The 18,688-nt window shown below is 70.5% G+C and carries 14 protein-coding genes; 10 read left to right on the plus strand and 4 right to left on the minus strand.

Annotated features, from left to right (window positions below; genetic code table 11):
• From ACFPLC_RS35465 to mmsB, 9 genes are all read left to right on the plus strand, one after another.
• Positions 1–1,038, plus strand: a complete 1,038-nt coding sequence (locus tag ACFPLC_RS35465; protein WP_378204349.1) for an ABC transporter permease — start codon at positions 1–3, stop codon at positions 1,036–1,038.
• Positions 1,035–2,018: a galactofuranose ABC transporter, permease protein YjfF gene (yjfF, locus tag ACFPLC_RS35470; RefSeq protein ID WP_378204228.1), complete on the plus strand. Its 984-nt coding sequence runs from the start codon at positions 1,035–1,037 to the stop codon at positions 2,016–2,018. The genes ACFPLC_RS35465 and yjfF overlap by 4 nt, the downstream gene beginning before the upstream one ends.
• Before the next feature lie 76 nt (positions 2,019–2,094).
• Positions 2,095–5,916 carry a LamG-like jellyroll fold domain-containing protein gene (locus tag ACFPLC_RS35475; protein ID WP_378204231.1) on the plus strand — a complete coding sequence of 1,274 codons (3,822 nt, stop codon included), beginning with the start codon at positions 2,095–2,097 and terminating at the stop codon, positions 5,914–5,916.
• Between the two features lie 70 nt (positions 5,917–5,986).
• Positions 5,987–7,615 (plus strand): ribulokinase, encoded by a 1,629-nt coding sequence (gene araB / locus ACFPLC_RS35480; protein ID WP_378204234.1) that lies wholly within the window; start codon positions 5,987–5,989, stop codon positions 7,613–7,615.
• Positions 7,615–8,292 (plus strand): L-ribulose-5-phosphate 4-epimerase, encoded by a 678-nt coding sequence (locus ACFPLC_RS35485; RefSeq protein ID WP_191309303.1) that lies wholly within the window; start codon positions 7,615–7,617, stop codon positions 8,290–8,292. Before araB ends, ACFPLC_RS35485 begins: the two co-directional genes overlap by 1 nt.
• A 17-nt stretch (positions 8,293–8,309) precedes the next feature.
• Entirely contained in the window at positions 8,310–9,809 is a 1,500-nt protein-coding gene (gene araA / locus ACFPLC_RS35490; RefSeq protein WP_378204237.1) for an L-arabinose isomerase, read from the plus strand.
• Positions 9,810–9,826: 17 nt separating this feature from the next.
• The gene (gene chvE / locus ACFPLC_RS35495) at positions 9,827–10,930 is read left to right on the plus strand and encodes a multiple monosaccharide ABC transporter substrate-binding protein (protein ID WP_378204240.1); all 1,104 of its coding nucleotides are present in this window, start codon (positions 9,827–9,829) and stop codon (positions 10,928–10,930) included.
• Positions 10,927–12,447 (plus strand): multiple monosaccharide ABC transporter ATP-binding protein, encoded by a 1,521-nt coding sequence (gene mmsA, locus ACFPLC_RS35500; RefSeq protein WP_378204243.1) that lies wholly within the window; start codon positions 10,927–10,929, stop codon positions 12,445–12,447. Before chvE ends, mmsA begins: the two co-directional genes overlap by 4 nt.
• Entirely contained in the window at positions 12,444–13,664 is a 1,221-nt protein-coding gene (gene mmsB, locus ACFPLC_RS35505; RefSeq protein ID WP_378204246.1) for a multiple monosaccharide ABC transporter permease, read from the plus strand. The genes mmsA and mmsB overlap by 4 nt, the downstream gene beginning before the upstream one ends.
• A gap of 79 nt (positions 13,665–13,743) precedes the next feature.
• Here the strand turns inward: mmsB and ACFPLC_RS35510 are convergent, their stop codons facing one another.
• Positions 13,744–15,189, minus strand: coding sequence for a DUF1996 domain-containing protein (locus ACFPLC_RS35510; protein WP_378204249.1), 1,446 nt, complete (start codon positions 15,187–15,189; stop codon positions 13,744–13,746).
• A 240-nt stretch (positions 15,190–15,429) separates the two neighbouring features.
• On the opposite strand from ACFPLC_RS35510, the gene ACFPLC_RS35515 reads away from it, so the two are divergent.
• Positions 15,430–16,254 carry a substrate-binding domain-containing protein gene (locus ACFPLC_RS35515; RefSeq protein ID WP_378204252.1) on the plus strand — a complete coding sequence of 275 codons (825 nt, stop codon included), beginning with the start codon at positions 15,430–15,432 and terminating at the stop codon, positions 16,252–16,254.
• A 7-nt stretch (positions 16,255–16,261) separates the two neighbouring features.
• Here ACFPLC_RS35515 and ACFPLC_RS35520 read toward each other — a convergent pair whose 3' ends face one another.
• The 3 genes from ACFPLC_RS35520 to ACFPLC_RS35530 all read right to left on the minus strand — a co-directional run bounded on the left by ACFPLC_RS35520 (position 16,262) and on the right by ACFPLC_RS35530 (position 18,668).
• Positions 16,262–17,485: a cytochrome P450 gene (locus tag ACFPLC_RS35520; RefSeq protein WP_378204255.1), complete on the minus strand. Its 1,224-nt coding sequence runs from the start codon at positions 17,483–17,485 to the stop codon at positions 16,262–16,264.
• Between the two features lie 77 nt (positions 17,486–17,562).
• The gene (locus ACFPLC_RS35525; RefSeq protein ID WP_378204258.1) at positions 17,563–17,835 is read right to left on the minus strand and encodes a hypothetical protein; all 273 of its coding nucleotides are present in this window, start codon (positions 17,833–17,835) and stop codon (positions 17,563–17,565) included.
• A complete protein-coding gene (locus ACFPLC_RS35530; protein ID WP_378204261.1) occupies positions 17,769–18,668 on the minus strand; it encodes an MFS transporter in 900 nt (299 codons plus the stop codon). Before ACFPLC_RS35530 ends, ACFPLC_RS35525 begins: the two co-directional genes overlap by 67 nt.
• Between the last annotated feature and the right edge of the window lie 20 nt (positions 18,669–18,688).

Here is an 18,688-nt window from a genome sequence, read left to right on the forward strand (position 1 = left end):
ATGACCAAACACCGGCTCTTCTGGCCCGTGGTGGCCCTGCTGGTGCTGCTGCTGGGCGACCTGATCGCGAGCCCGTCGTTCTTCAAGATCGAATTTCGCGACGGGCACCTCTACGGGAACCTCGTCGACATCCTGAAGAACGGCGCCCCGCTGATCCTCATCGCGATCGGCATGACGCTGGTGATCGCCACCCGCGGCATCGACCTCTCGGTCGGCGCGGTGGTGGCGATCAGCGGCTCGCTCGCCTGCCTGTGGATCAGCGACCACCCCGACGGCACCGGCACCACGCTGGTCGCCTTCGGCCTGGCGCTCGGCCTCTCGCTGGTGCTCGGGGTCTGGAACGGCTGGCTCGTCGCGGCGCTGGGCATCCAGCCGATCATCGCCACGCTGATCCTCATGGTCGCCGGCCGGGGCATCGCGCAGCTGATCAGCGGTGGCCAGATCATCACCGTCAACTCCCACTCGTTCGAGTGGATCGGCAGCGGGTTCCTGTTCACCCTGCCCAGCGCGATCCTCGTCGCGCTGGCGGTGTTCGTGCTCGCGTCGGTGCTCGTCCGCCGCTCCGCGCTCGGCCTGCTCGTCGAGGCCGTCGGCGGCAACCCCGAAGCCAGCCGCCTGGCCGGGCTGCGCTCGGCGCGGCTCACCTGGCTCGTCTACGTCTTCTGCGCGCTGTGCGCGGGCGTCGCCGGGCTGATGATCAGCGCGAACGTGCACAGCGCCGACGCCAACCACGCCGGCCTGTTCATCGAGCTCGACGCGATCCTCGCGGTCGTCGTCGGCGGCACCCAGCTGACCGGCGGCCGGTTCTCCCTCGGCGGCGCGGTGATCGGCGCGCTGCTCATCCAGACGCTGACCACCACCGTCTACGCCCTCGGCATCCCGCCGGAGTCGATCATGCTCTTCAAGGCGATCGTCGTGCTGGTGGTGTGCCTGCTGCAGTCGCCCGCGTTCCGCCGCAGGTTCCGGCGGCGCCAGGGCGCCCGCCCGGTCACCCCGGCGCCCACGCCCGCTCCGGAGAAGGTGGAGGTCACCGCATGACCACGCTCGCCCGCGTGAAGGGCTACCGGCCGCAGCAGCGGCACGTGCCGATCCTCGCGACGCTGGCGCTGTTGATCGCCGCGTACGTGTTCGGTGCGGTCCAGTACGAGGCCTTCGGGTCCGGGCAGGTCATCCTCGACCTGTTCATCAACAACGCCTTCCTGCTCGTGGTCGCGGTCGGGATGACGTTCGTGATCCTCACCGGCGGCATCGACCTGTCCGTCGGGTCGGTGGTCGCGCTGTCCACGGTGATCTCCGGCGACCTGATGCAGAAGCACGGCTGGCCGGCGTACGCGGCCATCGCCGTGGTCCTGGTGGTCGGCGCGGCGCTGGGTGCCGGGATGGGCGCGCTGATCCACTTCTTCGAGATCCAGCCGTTCATCGCGACGCTGATCGGGATGTTCTTCGCCCGCGGCCTCTGCTACACGATCACCACCGAGGCCTACTCGATCGACAACTCGACGATCGCCACCCTGGCCCAGACGCAGATCCCGCTCGGTGGCGAGCTGCACATCTCGATCAGCGTGGTGGTCGCCCTGGTGGTCGTCGCGGCCGCGGCCTACGTCCTGGCCTTCACCCGGTTCGGCCGCACGGTCTACTCGATCGGCGGCAACGCGCAGTCCGCGATGCTGATGGGACTCAAGACCGGCCGCACCAAGATCGCGGTGTACACGATCAGCGGGGTCTGCTCGGCGCTCGGCGGGATCCTCCTGGTCCTGTACAAGTCCTCGGGCGACCCGCTCAACGGCGTCGGCCTCGAGCTGACGGCGATCGCCGCGGTCGTCATCGGCGGCACCATCCTCACCGGCGGCTCCGGCTACGTGCTGGGGACCGTGCTGGGGATCATGGTGCTGGGCATCATCCAGACCCTGATCACCTTCGACGGCACCCTCAACTCCTGGTGGACCTCGATCATCACGGGGGCCCTGCTGTTCGTCTTCATCGTCCTGCAACGCCTCGTCACCCGACGCACCCGCTAGCGCGACGATGGAACTTTCCCTGGGAAAGTTCCATCGTCGCACCCGACCTGTGAGCGCTCACACTCAAGGGAGAGTCATGCTCCGCAGACTGCGGCGGCCCATGGCCGTGCTCGCCGCTTTGGCGCTGTGCTCCGCCGTCCCCGTCGTGGCGGCGCCGGCCGCCTCGGCCGACGCCGATCCGGCGCTCGCGGGGCACTGGACGTTCGACGACGGCAGCGGGACGACCGCCGCCGACACCGCGGGCAGCCACCCGGCGACCCTGTCCGAGGGGGCCGGCTGGGGCCCGGGTATCCGGGGTGGCGCCCTGACCACCGACGGGTCCAGGGGGTTCGCCGACGCGGGTGCGCCCGTGCTGGACACGACCAAGAGCTTCTCGGTGAGCAGCTGGGTGAAGCTCGACAAGACGTCGGGCTACCAGACGTTCGTCAGTGTCGACGGCGCCCAGGTGAGCAACTTCTTCCTGCAGTTCCGCGACGACTCGCGCCGGTTCGCCTTCACCCGGCTGGCCGGGGACGCCCCGACCGACGGCGTCGTGGCGGGCGCGAACTTCGACCCCGTCGCGGGTCAGTGGTACCAGCTGACCGGCGTGTACGACGCGAGCACGTCGACGCTGTCGCTCTACGTCGACGGCACCCGCCAGACCACCGTCGCCGCACCGACTGCCTGGGCGGGTACCGGGCACTTGGTCATCGGCCGCGGCAAATACGGCGGCAACCCGGTGGACTTCGTCGACGGCACGATCGACGACGTTCGCGCCTACTCGGGCACCCTGACCGCGGCCGCGGCCGCCCGCCTGGCCATCGCCGGGCACTGGGGCCTCGACGAGGGCACCGGCACCACCACCGCGGACGACTCCCTCGACGCGCGCACCGCCACCTTGACCGGCGGTGCCACCTGGGGTGACGGCGTCGTCGGCCCGCACGGCGTCGCGCTGAACGGCACCGACGCCGCGGTCGACGTCCCGGGTCCGGTCGTGGACACGGCGCAGAGCTTCTCGGTGTCGGCGTGGGTGAAGCCCACCGCGGCCGGCGGCTTCCGGACCGCCGTGAGCGTCGACGGTTCGTCGATCAGCGGCTTCTACCTCCAGCGGGCCAGCGACGGCCGCTTCGCCTTCACCCGCCGCGCGGCCGACGGGGATTCGGCTTCGTCCTCGGCCGTGTCGACGCTGCCCGCGCAGGCCGGCCAGTGGCAGCACATCGTCGGCGTCTACAACCGGGCGGCCGGCACGCTTTCCCTGTACGTCAACGGAACTCTGCAGCAGAGCGTCCCGTTCACCACGCCGTGGACCGCGGGCGGGCACCTGGAGATCGGCCGCGGCAAGTGGGCCGGCGCTGCCGCCGACTGGTTCGACGGTGGCATCGACGACGTCCGCGCGTACCCGACGCCGCTGACTGCCGCCGCCGTCGCCGCGCTGTCCGCGAGCGGCTCGTGGCACTTCGACGAAGGCGCCGGCATCCTCGCCCGGGACGCCTCGGCGAACGCGGCCGACGGCACGCTGAAGGGCGCGACCTGGACCGCGGGAGCGGCCGGCCGGGCCGTCCAGCTCGACGGCAAGTCCACTGTGGATATGGGCAGCTCGCCCGCGTTCGACGCCGGCACCGGCTCGCTGTCCCTGGCCGCCTGGTTCCGCACCACCGCGTCGGGCACCCTGGTGGACCACGGCGACGGCTACGGGCTCGGCGTCACCGGCGGCAAGCTCACCGCCCGCGTCGGCACCATCCAGGTGACCACCAACGGCGGCGGGCTCGCCGACGGCAACTGGCACCACGCCGCCCTCGTCCTGGACCGCGCCGCCCAGCGGCTCACCGTCTACGCCGACGGCGATGCCGCCGCGGTCACCAGCTCGTGCGGGACGCCCACCGGCACGACCCTGGACGTCTCCGCCTGCCCGGCCTCGGGCACCGCGGCGGCGCCGTTCACCGTCGGCGCCGGGTTCACCGGGGCCGTCGACGAGGTCGAGCTGCGCCGCTTCCCGCTGACCGCCGCGCAGATCGGCACCCTGGCCGGGGCCAACCAGCTGGCCGTCGACGCCAACGTCGTCCGGGCCAACACCCGGCCGACCACTTACGGCTCGATCCTCGAGGACATCAGCCACTCGGTCGAAGGCGGGCTGTACGCCGAGCTCGTCCGCAACCGCACGTTCAAGGAGGGCTACCAGCCCGGCAGCGGCGCGGGCGACACGCCGGTGCCGTACTGGTCGCTGCTCACCTCGGCCGGGGCGACCGGCACCTACTCGGTCGACACCGCGAACCCGCTCAACACCGCCCTCGACCGCTCGCTGAACCTGCACGCCGACACGGTCCCGGCCGCCGGCCGGGTTGCCGCGGCGAACGTCGGCTTCTACGGCGTCGCGGCGAGGCCGTCGACCAAGTACACCGGCAGCCTCTTCGCCAAGGGAACGTGGACCGGCGGGGTCCGGGTCAGCCTGGAGAAGCCGGACGGCACGGTGCTGGCGAGCAAGGACCTCCAGCCGGTCGGGCCCGCGTGGACGCAGCAGGCGTTCAGCTTCACCACGCCGTCGACGATCACGCCGTCCACCGACAACCGGATCGTCGTTTCCCTGGTCAACAAGGGCAAGAAGGCGCTGAGCGGCGACGCCTGGTTCCAGCAGGTCTCGCTGTTCCCGCCGACCTTCAAGAACCGGCCCAACGGCGTCCGCGCCGACCTCGGGCAGAAGCTCGCGGCGATGAAGCTCGGCCTGTTCCGCGTCCCCGGCGGCAACTACCTCGAGGGCAACACCCTCGACACCCGGTTCGCGTGGAAGAACACCATCGGCCCGCTGGAACAGCGGCCCGGCCACCAGAACACCGCGTGGGGCTACTGGTCCACCGACGGCTTCGGCATCCTCGACTACCTGAAGCTGTCCGAGGACATCGGCGCCCAGCCGCTGCTGGCGTTGTTCGCCGGCTACACCCTCAACGGCCAGCACGTCGACCAGGCCGACTACCCGGCCTACGTCCAGGAAGCCCTCGACGAGATCGAGTACGCCATCGGCGACAGCTCGACCACGTGGGGCGCCAAGCGGATCGCCGACGGCCACCCGGCGCCGTTCGACCTGCACTACGTCGAGGTCGGCAACGAGGACTGGTTCGACGGCTCGGGCAGCTACGCCTGGCGCTACACGGACATGTACAACGCCATCAAGGCGAAGTACCCGCAGCTGACCGTCATCGCCACCACGGGTGGCCTGCAGGGCGGGGCCGCGTCGACCACGCCGGGCATCCGGCCGGACGCCGCGGACGACCACTACTACCAGTCGCCGCAGTGGTTCACCGACAACTCGACCCGCTACGACACCGCCGACCGCAGCGGCCCGGACATCCTCGTCGGCGAGTACGGCGCCCAGGACGGCCGGCCCACCGGCACCTTGGCCGCCGCCATCGGCGAGGCCGCGTTCCTCACCGGGCTCGAACGCAACAGCGACGTCGTCATCGGCTCGATGTACGCGCCGGTGCTGGTGCAGGAGAACCAGTCCAACTGGCCGGTCAACCTGATCGGCTTCGACGCCGGGACGAGCTACGCCTCACCGTCGTACTGGGTGCAGCAGATGTTCTCCAGCACCCTCGGCAAGCAGATCGTCACCAGCCGCCTCAACCAGGGCAGCCCCCTCAAGCAGGTGGTCAACGTGACCACGAAGAGCGGAAGGAAGACCTTCACGGTCAAACTCGTCAACCCGACTTCGCAGGTGCAGACCACCCGGCTGTCGCTCACCGGCGTCACCGCCGTGGACGGCACCGGCACGCTCACCACGCTCACCGGCGATCCGGCGGGGCGCAACAGCCTCGCCGCGCCGACCGCCATCGTGCCGCAGACCAGGGAGATCACCGGGCTGGCCGCGACGTCGAAGCTGACGTTGCCGGCCAACTCGGTGACGACGCTGGTCCTCACCGGCCGCTAAGACCCCGGGACGCGGCGCGTTCACCGCCGCCCGCGCCGCGTCCCGGTCACCAACCAGGAGGGAAGACACCGTGGGAGAACCACTCACCGTCGGCGTCGACTTCGGCACCCTGTCCGGCCGCGCGGTGGTCGTGCGCGTGGCCGACGGGGCCGAACTCGGTTCCGGCGTCTTCGAGTACCCGCACGGGGTGCTCGACGAGACGCTGCCCGCCACGGGCCGCGCGCTGCCGCCGGAATGGGCGCTGCAGGTCCCGGCGGACTACGTAGGAGTGCTCCGCAACGCCGTACCGGCGGCGCTGCGGGACGCCGGCGTCGACGCGGCGGACGTCGTCGGGATCGCCACCGACTTCACCGCGTGCACGATGGTGCCGACGACCGCGGACGGGACGCCGCTGTGCGAACTGCCCGAGTTCGAAGGCAACCCGCACGCGTACGTGAAGCTCTGGAAGCACCACTCCGCGCAGCCGCAGGCTGTGCGGATCAACGAGCTGGCCCGCACCCGAGGCGAGAAGTGGCTCCCGCGTTACGGCGGCCTGATCTCTTCGGAGTGGGAGTTCGCCAAGGCCCTCGAGATCTTCGAAGAGGCCCCGGACGTCTACGCCGCGATGCGGCACTGGGTGGAGGCGGCCGACTGGATCGTCTGGCAGCTCACCGGCAGCTACGTGCGCAACGCCTGCACCGCCGGCTACAAGGGCATCCTGCAGGACGGCCAGTACCCGAGCCGCGACTTCCTCCGCGAGCTCGCCCCCGGGTTCGAGTCCTTCGTGACCGACAAGCTGAAGCACCCGCTGGGCCAGCTGGGTTCCCGCGCGGGCTCGCTGACCGCGGAGGCCGCGGCCTGGACCGGGCTGCCCGAGGGCATCGCGGTCGCCGTCGGCAACGTCGACGCGCACGTCACCGCCCCCGCCGCCCAGGCCGTCGAGCCCGGCCAGATGGTGGCGATCATGGGCACCTCGACCTGCCACGTGATGAACGGCGCCGAGCTGCGCGAGGTCCCCGGCATGTGCGGCGTCGTCGAGGGCGGCATCGTGGCCGGGCTCTGGGGGTACGAAGCCGGCCAGAGCGGTGTCGGTGACATCTTCGGCTGGTTCGTCGAGCACTTCGCCGACGCCTCGCACGAGGAGCTCACCCGGCTCGCCGCGCAGCAGGAGATCGGCGAACACGGCCTGATCGCGCTGGACTGGCACAGCGGCAACCGGTCGGTGCTGGTGGACCACGAGCTCTCCGGCGTGATCGTCGGCCAGACGCTCGGCACCCGCGCCCAGGACGTCTACCGGGCCCTGCTGGAGGCCACCGCGTTCGGCACCCGGAAGATCATCGAGACGTTCAACGAAGCCGGCGTCCCGGTCACGGAACTCATCATCGCGGGCGGACTGACGAAGAACGCGCTGCTCATGCAGATCTACGCCGACGTCACCAACCTCCCGCTGTCGGTGATCGGCTCGGCGCAGGGACCCGCGCTCGGGTCGGCCATCCACGCGGCCGTCGCCGCCGGGGCCCACGCGGACATCCGCACGGCCGCCGCCGCGATGGGCTCGGTCGAGCGCGCGGTGTACCGGCCGGTGCCCGCGCACGTCGTCGCCTACGACGAGCTGTACGCCGAATACACGCAGCTGCACGACTACTTCGGCCGTGGCGGCAACGATGTCATGCACCGGCTGGCCGCCCGCAAGCGTGCCGTCGCGAAAGGACAGTCCTGATGTCGCTGACCGGTGAAGTGCTCGACACCGTCGCCGAACTGCGGGAGACGGTCGCGAAGCTGCACGGCGAGCTGACCCGCAACGAGCTTGTCATCTGGACCGCGGGCAACGTCTCGGCGCGGGTCCCGGGCCGGGACCTGCTGGTCATCAAGCCCTCGGGGGTGTCCTACGACAACCTCTCGGCGGACACGATGGTGGTCACCGACCTGCACGGCGAGCTCGTCGAAGGCGACCTCGCGCCGTCGTCCGACACCGCCGCGCACGCCTACGTCTACCGGCACATGCCGGAGATCGGCGGCGTCGTGCACACCCACTCGACCTACGCCACGGCGTGGGCCGCCCGCGGCGAACCGATCCCGTGCGTGCTGACGATGATCGCCGACGAGTTCGGCGGGGAGATCCCGGTCGGGCCGTTCGCCCTGATCGGCGACGACTCCATCGGCCGCGGCATCGTCGAAACGCTTCGCTCCAGCCGGTCGCCCGCGGTGCTGATGCGCAACCACGGCCCGTTCACCGTCGGCCGGACCGCTCGTGACGCCGTCAAGGCCGCGGTGATGGTCGAGGACGTGGCCCGCACCGTCCACAAGGCCTTCGAGCTCGGCACGCCCGAACCCCTCCCGCCCGAAGACGTCGACCGGCTTTACGCCCGGTACCAGAACGTCTACGGCCAGCACTGATCTTCCCAAGGAGAACGATGACTTCGGCATCGAAACCCCAGCTCTGGTTCCTCACCGGCAGCCAGGCCCTCTACGGCGAGGAGACCCTCGAGCAGGTCGCCGGCCAGTCGCTGCGCATCCAGCAGCTGCTGTCGGCCTCCGGCGCGCTCCCCGCCGAGATCGTCGGCAAGCCGGTGCTGACCGAGGCCGCGTCGATCCGGCGGGTGCTGCAGGAGGCCAACGCCGACGCCGCCTGCGTCGGCGTGATCGCGTGGATGCACACCTTCTCGCCCGCGAAGATGTGGATCACCGGGCTCGACGCGCTGCGCAAGCCGCTGCTGCACCTGCACACGCAGCTCAACGAGGCGCTCCCGTGGTCCACCATCGACATGGACTTCATGAACCTCAACCAGGCCGCGCACGGCGACCGCGAGTTCGGGTTCATCCAGACCCGCCTCGGCGTGCCGCGCAAGACCGTGGCCGGGCACGTGTCCGACCCGGCCGTGGTCGCGCGGATCGACGCGTGGGCGCGGGCCGCGATCGGCGCCGACCACCTGCGCAACCTGCGGCTGGCCCGGTTCGGCGACAACATGCGCGACGTCGCCGTCACCGAAGGCGACAAGGTCGAGGCCGAGCTGCGGTTCGGTGTCTCGGTCAACACCTACGGCGTCAACGAGCTGGTCGAGCAGGTCGACGCGATTTCGGACGTCGATGCCCTGGTGCGGCGGTACGCCGAGGAATACAACGTTGTGCCGGAGCTGGCGGCCGGGGGAGCGCGGCACGAGTCGCTGCAGTACGCCGCCCGCATCGAAGCCGGCCTGCGGAAGTTCCTCACCGACGGCGGGTTCGGCGCGTTCACCACGAACTTCGAGGACCTCGGCGGGCTCCGGCAGCTGCCCGGCCTCGCGGTGCAGCGCCTGATGGCCGACGGCTACGGCTTCGGCGGCGAGGGCGACTGGAAGACCTCGGCGCTGCTCGCCGCGGTCAAGGCGATGAGCGTGGGCCGCGACCGCGGCACGTCGTTCATGGAGGACTACACCTACCACTTCGGGCCGGGCAAGCCGAAGATCCTCGGCGCGCACATGCTCGAGGTCTGCCCGAGCATCGCCGCCGCCAAGCCGTCCTGCGAGATCCACGCGCTGGGCATCGGCAACCGGGAAGACCCGGTCCGGCTCGTGTTCGACGCCGCGCCCGGCCTCGGTGTCGTGCTCGGCCTGGTCGACCTGGGCGACCGGTTCCGGCTGGTGGCGAACGAGATCGACGTCGTCGCCCCGGACGAGCCGCTGCCGAACCTGCCGGTCGCGCGGGCGGTCTGGGAGCCGGCGCCGTCGCTGGCGACGTCCGCGGAGTCCTGGATCACCGCGGGCGGCCCGCACCACACCGTGCTCACCCAGGCCGTGGGCACGGAAACCCTTCGCGACTTCGCGAACCTGCTCGGCGTCGAACTGCTGGTCATCGACAAGGACACGACCCCGCACGACTTCGCCGACCGCATCCGCTGGAACCAGGCGTACCACCGGCTCGCTCAGGGCTTCTGAGAAAGGAAGAAGGAACGATGAAGTTCACCAGAGGAATCGCGGCGCTCGCCGCCGCGGGGCTCGCGCTCACGCTGTCGGCGTGCGGTTCGAGCCAGAAGACCGCGGACCAGACGGCCGCACCCGGTGCCGGCGCCGAGGGCGCCCTGGTCGGCGTCACCATGCCGACCAAGTCGTCGGAGCGCTGGATCCACGACGGCGACAACATCAAGGCCGCCCTGGAGAAGCTCGGCTACAAGGTCGACCTCCAGTACGCCGAGAACGACATCCCCACCCAGGTGAACCAGATCGAGAACCAGATCACCAAGGGCGCGAAGCTCCTGGTCATCGCCTCGATCGACGGCACCGCCATCACCACCCAGCTGCAGGAGGCGGCCGACAAGAAGATCCCGGTCATCGCCTACGACCGGCTGATCCGCAACTCGCCGAACGTCGACTACTACGCCACCTTCGACAACTTCAAGGTCGGCGTCGAGCAGGCGAACTCGCTGGTCAAGGGCCTGGGTGACGGTGCCGGTCCGTTCAACGTCGAGCTGTTCGCCGGTTCCCCCGACGACAACAACGCCACCTTCTTCTTCAACGGCGCGATGTCCGTCCTCAAGCCCCTGATGGACAGCGGCAAGCTGGTCGTCAAGAGCGGCCAGACCGACTTCGCCCGCGCGGCCATCCTGCGCTGGGACCCGGCCACCGCGCAGAAGCGCATGGAGGACCTGCTCACCAAGACCTACACCGGTGGCGCGAAGGTCCAGGGCGTGCTCTCGCCGTACGACGGCCTGTCCATCGGCATCCTGTCGGCGCTGAAGAGCAACGGCTACGGCACCGCCGGCCAGCCGTACCCGATCGTCACCGGGCAGGACGCCGAGGTCGCCTCGGTCAAGTCCATCATCGCCGGTGAGCAGTACTCGACGATCTTCAAGGACACCCGCAAGCTCGCCGACACCACCGTCAAGATGGCCGACGCGGTGCTCAAGGGCGGCAAGCCCGAGGTCAACAACACCAAGGACTACGACAACGGCAAGAAGGTCGTCCCGTCCTACCTGCTGCAGCCGGTCACCGTGGACAAGACGAACTACCAGAAGGAACTGGTCGACTCGGGTTACTACACGGCAGGTCAGCTGAAATGACCGAACTGCTCGGCATGCGCGGGATCACCAAGACCTTCCCCGGGGTCAAGGCGCTGTCGGACGTCAACCTTTCCGTCCGCCGCGGGGAAATCCACGCGATCTGCGGGGAGAACGGCGCCGGGAAGTCCACCCTGATGAAGGTGCTCTCGGGCGTCTACCCGCACGGGAGCTACGACGGCGAGATCACCTTCGACGGGCAGCGGTGCGAGTTCGGGTCGGTGCGCGACAGCGAACGGCGCGGGATCGTGATCATCCACCAGGAACTCGCGCTGTGCGGCCAGTTGTCGATCGCGGAGAACATCTTCCTCGGCAACGAACAGGCCAAGCGCGGCTGGATCGACTGGAACCGCACCAACCACGAGGCCGGCGCGCTGCTCAAGCGCGTCGGCCTCGCCGAAAACCCCACCCGGGCGGTGCAGGAACTCGGCGTCGGCAAGCAGCAGCTGGTCGAGATCGCGAAAGCACTGTCCAAAGAGGTCAAGCTGCTCATCCTCGACGAGCCCACCGCGGCACTCAACGACGACGACTCGGCCCACCTGCTCGAGCTGCTGCGCGGGCTGCGGGACGAGGGTGTCACGTGCGTGATCATTTCGCACAAGCTCGGCGAGGTGACGGCGATCGCCGACACCGTCACGATCCTGCGTGACGGCAAGACGATCGAGACGCTCGACGCGGCGGGGCTGACGGAAGAGCGCATCATCACCGGAATGGTCGGCCGCGACCTGCAGCACCGGTTCCCGCCCCGGGAGCCGGAGATCGGCGAAGAGGTGCTGCGGATCGAGGACTGGACCGTGCACAGCCCGACCCAGGCCGGCCGGGTCGTCGTCGACCACGCGTCGCTTTCGCTGCGGCGCGGGGAGATCGTCGGCCTGGCCGGGCTGATGGGCGCGGGCCGGACCGAACTCGCGATGAGCGTGTTCGGCCGGTCGTGGGGCAAGGACATCTCCGGGCGGATCATCAAGCACGGCGAGGAGATCGAGATCCGCTCGGTGCAGGACGCCGTGCGCCACGGCATCGCCTACGCCACCGAGGACCGCAAGCGCTACGGGCTCAACCTGATCGAGGACATCCAGCGCAACGTGTCCGCGGCCGGGCTCGGCAAGCTGGCGAAACGCGGCTGGGTCAACGAGCACGCCGAGCACGACACGGCCAACCGCTACCGCCGTGACCTGCGGATCAAGGCGCCGAGCGTGCAGAGCGTGACCGGGAAGCTCTCCGGCGGCAACCAGCAGAAGGTCGTGCTGGCCAAGTGGATCTTCACCGATCCGGACGTGCTGATCCTGGACGAGCCGACCCGCGGCATCGACGTGGGCGCGAAGTTCGAGATCTACACGATCATCAACGCCCTCGCCGCCCAGGGGAAGGCCGTCCTGGTCATCTCCTCCGAGCTGCCGGAGCTGCTCGGGCTCTGCGACCGGATCTACGCGCTCTCGGCGGGACGGATCACCGGCGAGGCCCGGCGCGAAGAAGCCACCCAGGAACTGCTGATGCAGTACATGACTAAGGAACGGGAATGACCACGACCGAAGCGCGGCCCGCCGTGCCCCCGGTTGAGCGCTCCAAGCGGAGGATCTCGATCAACCCGCGCCAGAGCGGCATCTACGTCGCGTTCGCGCTGATCGTGGTGCTGTTCGAGGTGCTCACCGGTGGCGCGCTGCTGGAACCGCAGAACATCTCCAACATCATCGTGCAGAACAGCTACGTGCTGATCCTCGCGATCGGGATGATCCTGGTGATCATCTCAGGGCACATCGACCTGTCCGCCGGGTCGGTGGTCGCGATGACCGGCGCGGTGTCGGCGGTGCTGATGGTGAATTCGCACATGCCGTGGTTCCTCGCGGTGCTGATCACCCTGGTGGTCGGCGCGGTGATCGGCGCGTGGCAGGGTTACTGGGTCGCCTACTTCGGCATCCCGGCGTTCATCGTGACGCTGGCCGGCATGCTGGCGTTCCGGGCGCTGACCCTGACGGTCCTGGGCAACCAGGGCATCGGCCCGTTCCCGGACGCGGTCCGCACGCTGTCGAACGGTTTCACCGACGGCTACCTGGGCAACATCGGCCTCGGCCCGCTGGGCGGCGCCGACCTGGTGTCGCTGCTCGCCGGCGTCGCCGCGGTGGCCGGGATCGTGTTCACCCAGTGGCGCAAGAGGATGGGCCGGCTCGGCTACGGCCAGGACGTCGACCCGTTCCCGGTGTTCGTGCTGAAGCTGGTCGGCATCGCGGTGCTGGTGCTCGCGCTGGTGGTGCAGCTGGCCCGGTTCAAGAACCTGCCGTGGGTGCTCATCCTGCTGGTGGCGCTGGTGCTCGGCTACTCGCTGGTGGCCGGCAAGTCGGTGTTCGGCCGCCACATCTACGCCGTGGGCGGCAACCTGCAGGCCGCGACGCTCTCGGGCGTCAAGGTCAAGCAGGTGACGTTCTGGATCTTCGTCAACATGGGCGTCCTGGCGGCGCTGGCGGGCATCATCTTCGCCGGCCGGCTCAACCAGGCGGGCCCGACGGCGGGCGTCAACTTCGAGCTCGACGCGATCGCGGCGGCGTTCATCGGCGGCGCGGCCGTCCAGGGCGGCGTCGGCAAGGTGGTCGGCGCGATCACCGGCGGCCTGATCATGGCGGTGATCAACAACGGCATGTCCCTGATCGGCGCCCCGAGCGAGCGGGTCATGCTGGTCAAGGGCGTGGTGCTGCTGGCGGCCGTGGCCTACGACATCTGGACCAAGCGCCGCGCGGCTTCCTGACGCGGGGCCGGCAGTGCAGTGAATGACTCATTCCTGGCGTCAGACGCCAGGAATGAGTCATTCACTGCGTTCGGGGCGGCTACTGGTTGCAGCGTTTGCCGGTGTTGATGCAGTTGACGACCTGGTTCATCAGGCGCTGGCCCATGACGTTGGCGAAGTCGTCGTGGTCCGAGCGCGGGTTGTGCTTCTCCTGGGCGAAGGCGTCCACTTTGTACTGGCCCTTGACCTGGATGTCGTGCGGGATGTTGTAGACCAGCTTGATCACCAGCTGCGGCACGTTCTGGAAGCCCTTCGGGCACTTGCCCTGCTGGTCGGCGAACACGATGTGCGTGCGGTGGTTGGCGCTGTCGATGTTCTTGCCGTCCCAGCAGTTCGGGAAGGCGTGGATGCGCTCGACCTTGCTGTTCTGCGGGCAGATCGGGTAGTGGTCGGTGAGCCGGTCCTCGAAGCCGGTGCAGGTCCAGCTGGGCCGGGCGTTGGCCGGGCCGTTGGTGCTCTGCTTGGCGTCGCCGTACAGGATCCGGAGGAACTGCGGCATCGCGACGACCTTGCTCGCGCCGCCGCTGGTGAACGTGATCGTCGCCGACTGGACGCGCTGGATCTCGCCGTCGTTGTCGCCGACCTCGTTCTTGTCGTTGACGCCGGGCAGTTCCGCCGGCTGGCCATTGCTGTTCTGGCCGCCGTTGTCCAGGCCACCCTTGCCGTTCTGCTTGAGCGCGCACTGCGCGAGCCCGCCGAGGTTGGTCGGCTTCGCGGCCCGGCGGCCGATCGCGATGGCGATCCGGTCGATGGTCGAGGCGCGCTTGTCCTTGAGCGGGCCGACGACGGCGTTCTGGATGTCCTGCGGCGTCTTCAGGTCGCCGTTCGCGATCCGCTTGTTGGCCTCGTCGATCTGCCGGTCGAGCAGGTCCAGGTTGCGGTTCACCTCGTCCATGGCCTGGTCCGGGACGTCGGGCAGCTTGCTCGCGACGTCCGGGCAGTCGACCTGCGCGCTCGCCTTGTCCTTGGCGCTGCCGGCGCGGTCGGGCTGCTTGGCGGGCGGGTTCTTTTCGGCGTCGCCGGTGTCGATGCGGACGACCGGCCAGAAGTAGGCGGACTTGTCGCCGTTCTTGCAGGTGGTGCCGGCCTTGACGAGGCTCTTGTTGTTCGAGTCGGCGTTGGTGGAGAGGTTGCCGACGTAATCGTGCAAGTGCTGGGCACCGTTCTTGATGCCGGGCTGGGCGATGAAGTTGTCCGGGTTGAAGTGCTGGTTCTCGTTGCGCCCGCAGTCCACGGTGAACGTGCCGCGGGCGCCCTTCTGCTGGAGCGCCTTGTTCACGTTGATGCCCGAGGGGACCTTCGCGATGTCGATGAAGAACGACGCGTCGGCCTCGTCGGCGCTGGCCTCACCGGTCCGGCCGGCGGTGGTCGCGACGACGATGCCGCCGACGGCCAGCGCCAGGGCCAGTCCACCGGTCGCGATCTTCGTGCGGCGGGTGATGCGATGTCTGCCCGTGGCGGGGGTGCGGGAAGTATTCCGGGCCATGTTCACCTCGTTCGGTTTTCCGGGCACGCCGAAGAAAGCCTGCGTGCCCGGGCTGGAGACGCGCGGAACCCGGGGAGCGAGCACCGGGGCACGGGTATCGGGGGAACCCGCCCGGTGTCACTGGTTCCGGCAATGGGGGGAACGGCTCCCGGCGGGGGCCGGTTCAGCGTGTTACCGTTTCGTTATTTATGGAAGGTGAACAAAGTTCACGTCTAGTGGTGTGATCGCTAACATCGACCCATGCCCGTGGACGACGCAGGTCCCGACGGCCCGCTGCCCCTCCGGCGGCGGGGCACGCTCGGGGTGATCGCGACCGGGGCGTCGGCGTCCGGGCCGGTGTTGCACGGCCTGCGGGTGGCCGCCCGCGAGCAGGAGTACGTGCTCAGCGTCTTCAGCGTGTCGGGCCGGAGCGGGGCGGCCGTGCTGGCCGCGGTGGCCGGGCTGCAGCTGCAGGGCGTGGCCGGGATCGTGGTGCTCGACGGGCACCTGCTCGCCGAGCTGGCCCCGGTCGCCGGCATCCCGCTGGTGCCCGCGGCCTCGACCGACCAGTACGCCGGGGCGCGCCAAGCCACCGAACACCTCCTGGAACTCGGGCATCCGACGGTCTGGCACCTCGGCGGGCCGGAGGAAGGGCCGGTGGCCCGCGCCCGCGAGCGCGGCTGGCGCGAGACGCTCGAACGCCACGGAGCCGAGGTCCCCCCGGTGGTCCGCGGCGACTGGTCCGCCCGCTCGGGGTTCCGCGCCGGCCAGTCACTGGCGATCGAGTCCGGCGTGGGCGCGGTCTTCTCGGCGAACGACCACATGGCACTCGGACTGGTCGCGGCGTTCGCGGAGGCGGGCATGCGCGTTCCCCGCGACGCCCATGTCGTCGGCTTCGACGACGTCCCCGAGGCGGCCTACTTCGCGCCCCCGCTGACGACGGTCCGCCAGGACTACCTGGCCGCGGGCCGCCGGACCCTGGCCACCCTGGCGGCGCGCATCGACGGTATCGCGGTCCCGGCGTGGGGCACGGTCGAGGCCGAGCTGGTGGTCCGGGAGAGCAGCCGCTGCCTCAAGGGCGCCTGACGGCCGATCACCGGGTCAGGGGCAGCACGGCCATCCCGCGCAGCGACGGGTTGGGGCGGCGCCGGACCTCCCCGCCGATCGCCAGCGCAGGAAACCGCTTCCCCAGCTGTTCGAGCAGCACGGTCAGCTCGAGCCGCGCCAAGGCCGCGCCGAGGCACAGGTGCAGGCCGTGCCCGAAGAACAGCCCACGCCCGTCGGCACGGGTGATGTCGAAGCGGTCGGGGTCCGCGAAGCGCGCTGGGTCCCGGTTCGCCGCTCCGCCCAGGATCACCACCATGTCGTCGGCCGGGATTTCCCGCCCGTCGAGCACCGCCGGACGGGCGGCCGCCCGCTGGCTCATCTGGGCGGCGCCGTCCCACCGCAGCACCTCCTCGACCGCGTTGGCCGCCAGTCCCGGATCGCCGGTGAGGAGGGCGAACTGGTCCGGATGGGTCAGCAGCGCGTGGACGCCGTTGCCCAGCGCGCCCGCGGTGGTCTCGTAGCCGCCGCCGAACAACACCACAAGCGCGTTGAGCACCTCCTCCTCGGACATCAGCTCCGCGTCGGTGCCGGGCCGGACCAGCAGCGCGGACGTCAGGTCGTCCGCCGGTTCCGCACGCCGTCGCGCGATCAGCTCGGTGAAGTAGTCCCGGAACTCGACGGCGGCGGCGTCGACCTCGGCGCGCAGATCCGCCGGCATCGCCGGATCGACCTGCTTCCCGATCAGGTCGGTGAGGCGGCGAAGCCGGTCGTGGTCGGCGTCGGGCACGCCGACCAGGTCGCCGATCACGGCCATTCCCAGCGGGTAGAGGACGGTGCCGACGAACTCCGCCGCGGTCCCGTCCGCCGTGGCGTCGGCGAAGCGGTCCAGCACCCGGTCCGTGGCCCGGCGGACGGCGGGCTCCAGCTCCTGGACCCGGCGGACGGTGAAGTCACGCACGAGCAGCCGGCGCTCGTGCGTGTGTTCCGGCGGGTTCTTCCACGGCAGCAGCGCGGTCAGCAACACCATCGCGGCGTTGCCGCGCCAGCCCGGCCGGTGCCGGTCGCGCCACCCGGCGTCCAGCACCCTGAAGGTCTCGCCGTCGGCGAGCACCTGCTGGCAGTCGGCGAACCGGCTGATGACCCAGCCGCCGAAGACTTCGCTGCGGAAGACCGGCGTCTCTTCGCGGAGTTTCGCGTAGACCGGGTACGGATCGGCGAGCCCGGCCGGGGTGGACAGGGACAGCAAGGCCTGGTCGGCGGCTGCGGACACGAATGCTCCCTCCAGTGGCGAACGGTGTCCGCAGTCTTCTCCCCGGCACCGGTGCCGGGGCAGGGTCCGGACCGGTGTCACCCCGATGGCAGAGTGGCGGTGAGCGCGAGCAGGGCGAGCGCGGCCGCCGGAGCGAGGGCGAAGGCGGCGGAGGCGCCCAGTGCGTCCGCGGTGTGCCCGGCGAGGAACGCCGCCAGGGCGGAACCCGCTGCGCTCGCGGAGTTGTTCCAGGTGAACGCCCGGGTGCGGACCGCCGGGTCGACGGCTCGCTCGGTGAGGACGTTCAGCAGGACCAGCGTGGGCGGGATGGCGGCCTCGGTGACGACCACCGCGGCGCCGAGCCAGAGCACCGACGGCGCCAGGGGGAGCAGCAGCGCGGTGGCCGTGAGGTACGCCGCGGCGACGACGAGCTGGACGCGGGCCGGGGCGCGGTGCCGCCGCAGTCCGTAGAGCCAGCCGGAAACCAGCCCGCGACACTTCCGGCGGCGACGATCGGCGTGGCCGCACCGGGCACCCCGTTCTCCGTGACGAACGCGCTCACGGACACCCCCATCGTGCCGAAATACAGCCCCACGGCCAGGTTGAGCAGCGTGATGCGCAGGAACCGCGGCCGCAGCGACCCGGGACGAGCGGGCGGTGGCGCGGTCCGGCGCTGGGCGGCGAGGGCCGCACGGCCGCCGACGATCAGGGCCGCGGCGAGCGCACTGGCCACGGAGACGCAACCGGCCGCCCCGAGTGCGGTGACCAGCACCGGGCCGAGGAAGAACGCGCCGGCGTTGGCCAGTGACTCCAGCGAAAAGGCGGTGGGCAGGTCGGCGGCCCGCAGCAGGTGCGCCCAGCGGACTGCGGACAGGGCGCCGAGCTGGGGGACGGCCGCGCCCGCGCAGCAGGCGAAGGCGATGGCGGCCGGGGCGGGCGACCAGAGCACTCCGGCGATGGCGAGCCCGTGCGCGGCCACGGAAAACGGCAGGACGCGGGTCTGGCCGAACCGGTCGGCCAGGCGGGCGAGCTGCGGGCCGAGCACAGCTTCGGCGAGCGCGAACGCGCCGGTGGCGAGACCGGCCGTGCCGTAGGAGCCGGTGCGGGCGTGGAGCAGCCACAGCAGGCCGAGGCCGGTCATGGCGATGCCCACGCGTCCTGCGGCGGCGGTGCAGAAGAAGGCGGCGGCGCCGGGAGCGCGCAAGACCGAACGATATGGGGACA

It is taken from the genome of Amycolatopsis plumensis (assembly GCF_042652605.1).
Lineage (GTDB): Bacteria > Actinomycetota > Actinomycetes > Mycobacteriales > Pseudonocardiaceae > Amycolatopsis > Amycolatopsis plumensis.

Excerpts from the sequence above, each read along its gene's own strand:
- yjfF (WP_378204228.1), top strand. The coding sequence starts at position 1,035 with ATGACCACGCTCGCCCGCGTGAAGGGCTACCGGCCGCAGCAGCGGCAC.
- ACFPLC_RS35510 (WP_378204249.1), bottom strand. The coding sequence starts at position 15,189 with ATGGCCCGGAATACTTCCCGCACCCCCGCCACGGGCAGACATCGCATC.
- mmsA (WP_378204243.1), top strand. The coding sequence starts at position 10,927 with ATGACCGAACTGCTCGGCATGCGCGGGATCACCAAGACCTTCCCCGGG.
- ACFPLC_RS35475 (WP_378204231.1), top strand. The coding sequence starts at position 2,095 with ATGCTCCGCAGACTGCGGCGGCCCATGGCCGTGCTCGCCGCTTTGGCG.
- ACFPLC_RS35515 (WP_378204252.1), top strand. The coding sequence starts at position 15,430 with ATGCCCGTGGACGACGCAGGTCCCGACGGCCCGCTGCCCCTCCGGCGG.
- ACFPLC_RS35465 (WP_378204349.1), top strand. The coding sequence starts at position 1 with ATGACCAAACACCGGCTCTTCTGGCCCGTGGTGGCCCTGCTGGTGCTG.
- chvE (WP_378204240.1), top strand. The coding sequence starts at position 9,827 with ATGAAGTTCACCAGAGGAATCGCGGCGCTCGCCGCCGCGGGGCTCGCG.
- mmsB (WP_378204246.1), top strand. The coding sequence starts at position 12,444 with ATGACCACGACCGAAGCGCGGCCCGCCGTGCCCCCGGTTGAGCGCTCC.
- araA (WP_378204237.1), top strand. The coding sequence starts at position 8,310 with ATGACTTCGGCATCGAAACCCCAGCTCTGGTTCCTCACCGGCAGCCAG.
- ACFPLC_RS35485 (WP_191309303.1), top strand. The coding sequence starts at position 7,615 with ATGTCGCTGACCGGTGAAGTGCTCGACACCGTCGCCGAACTGCGGGAG.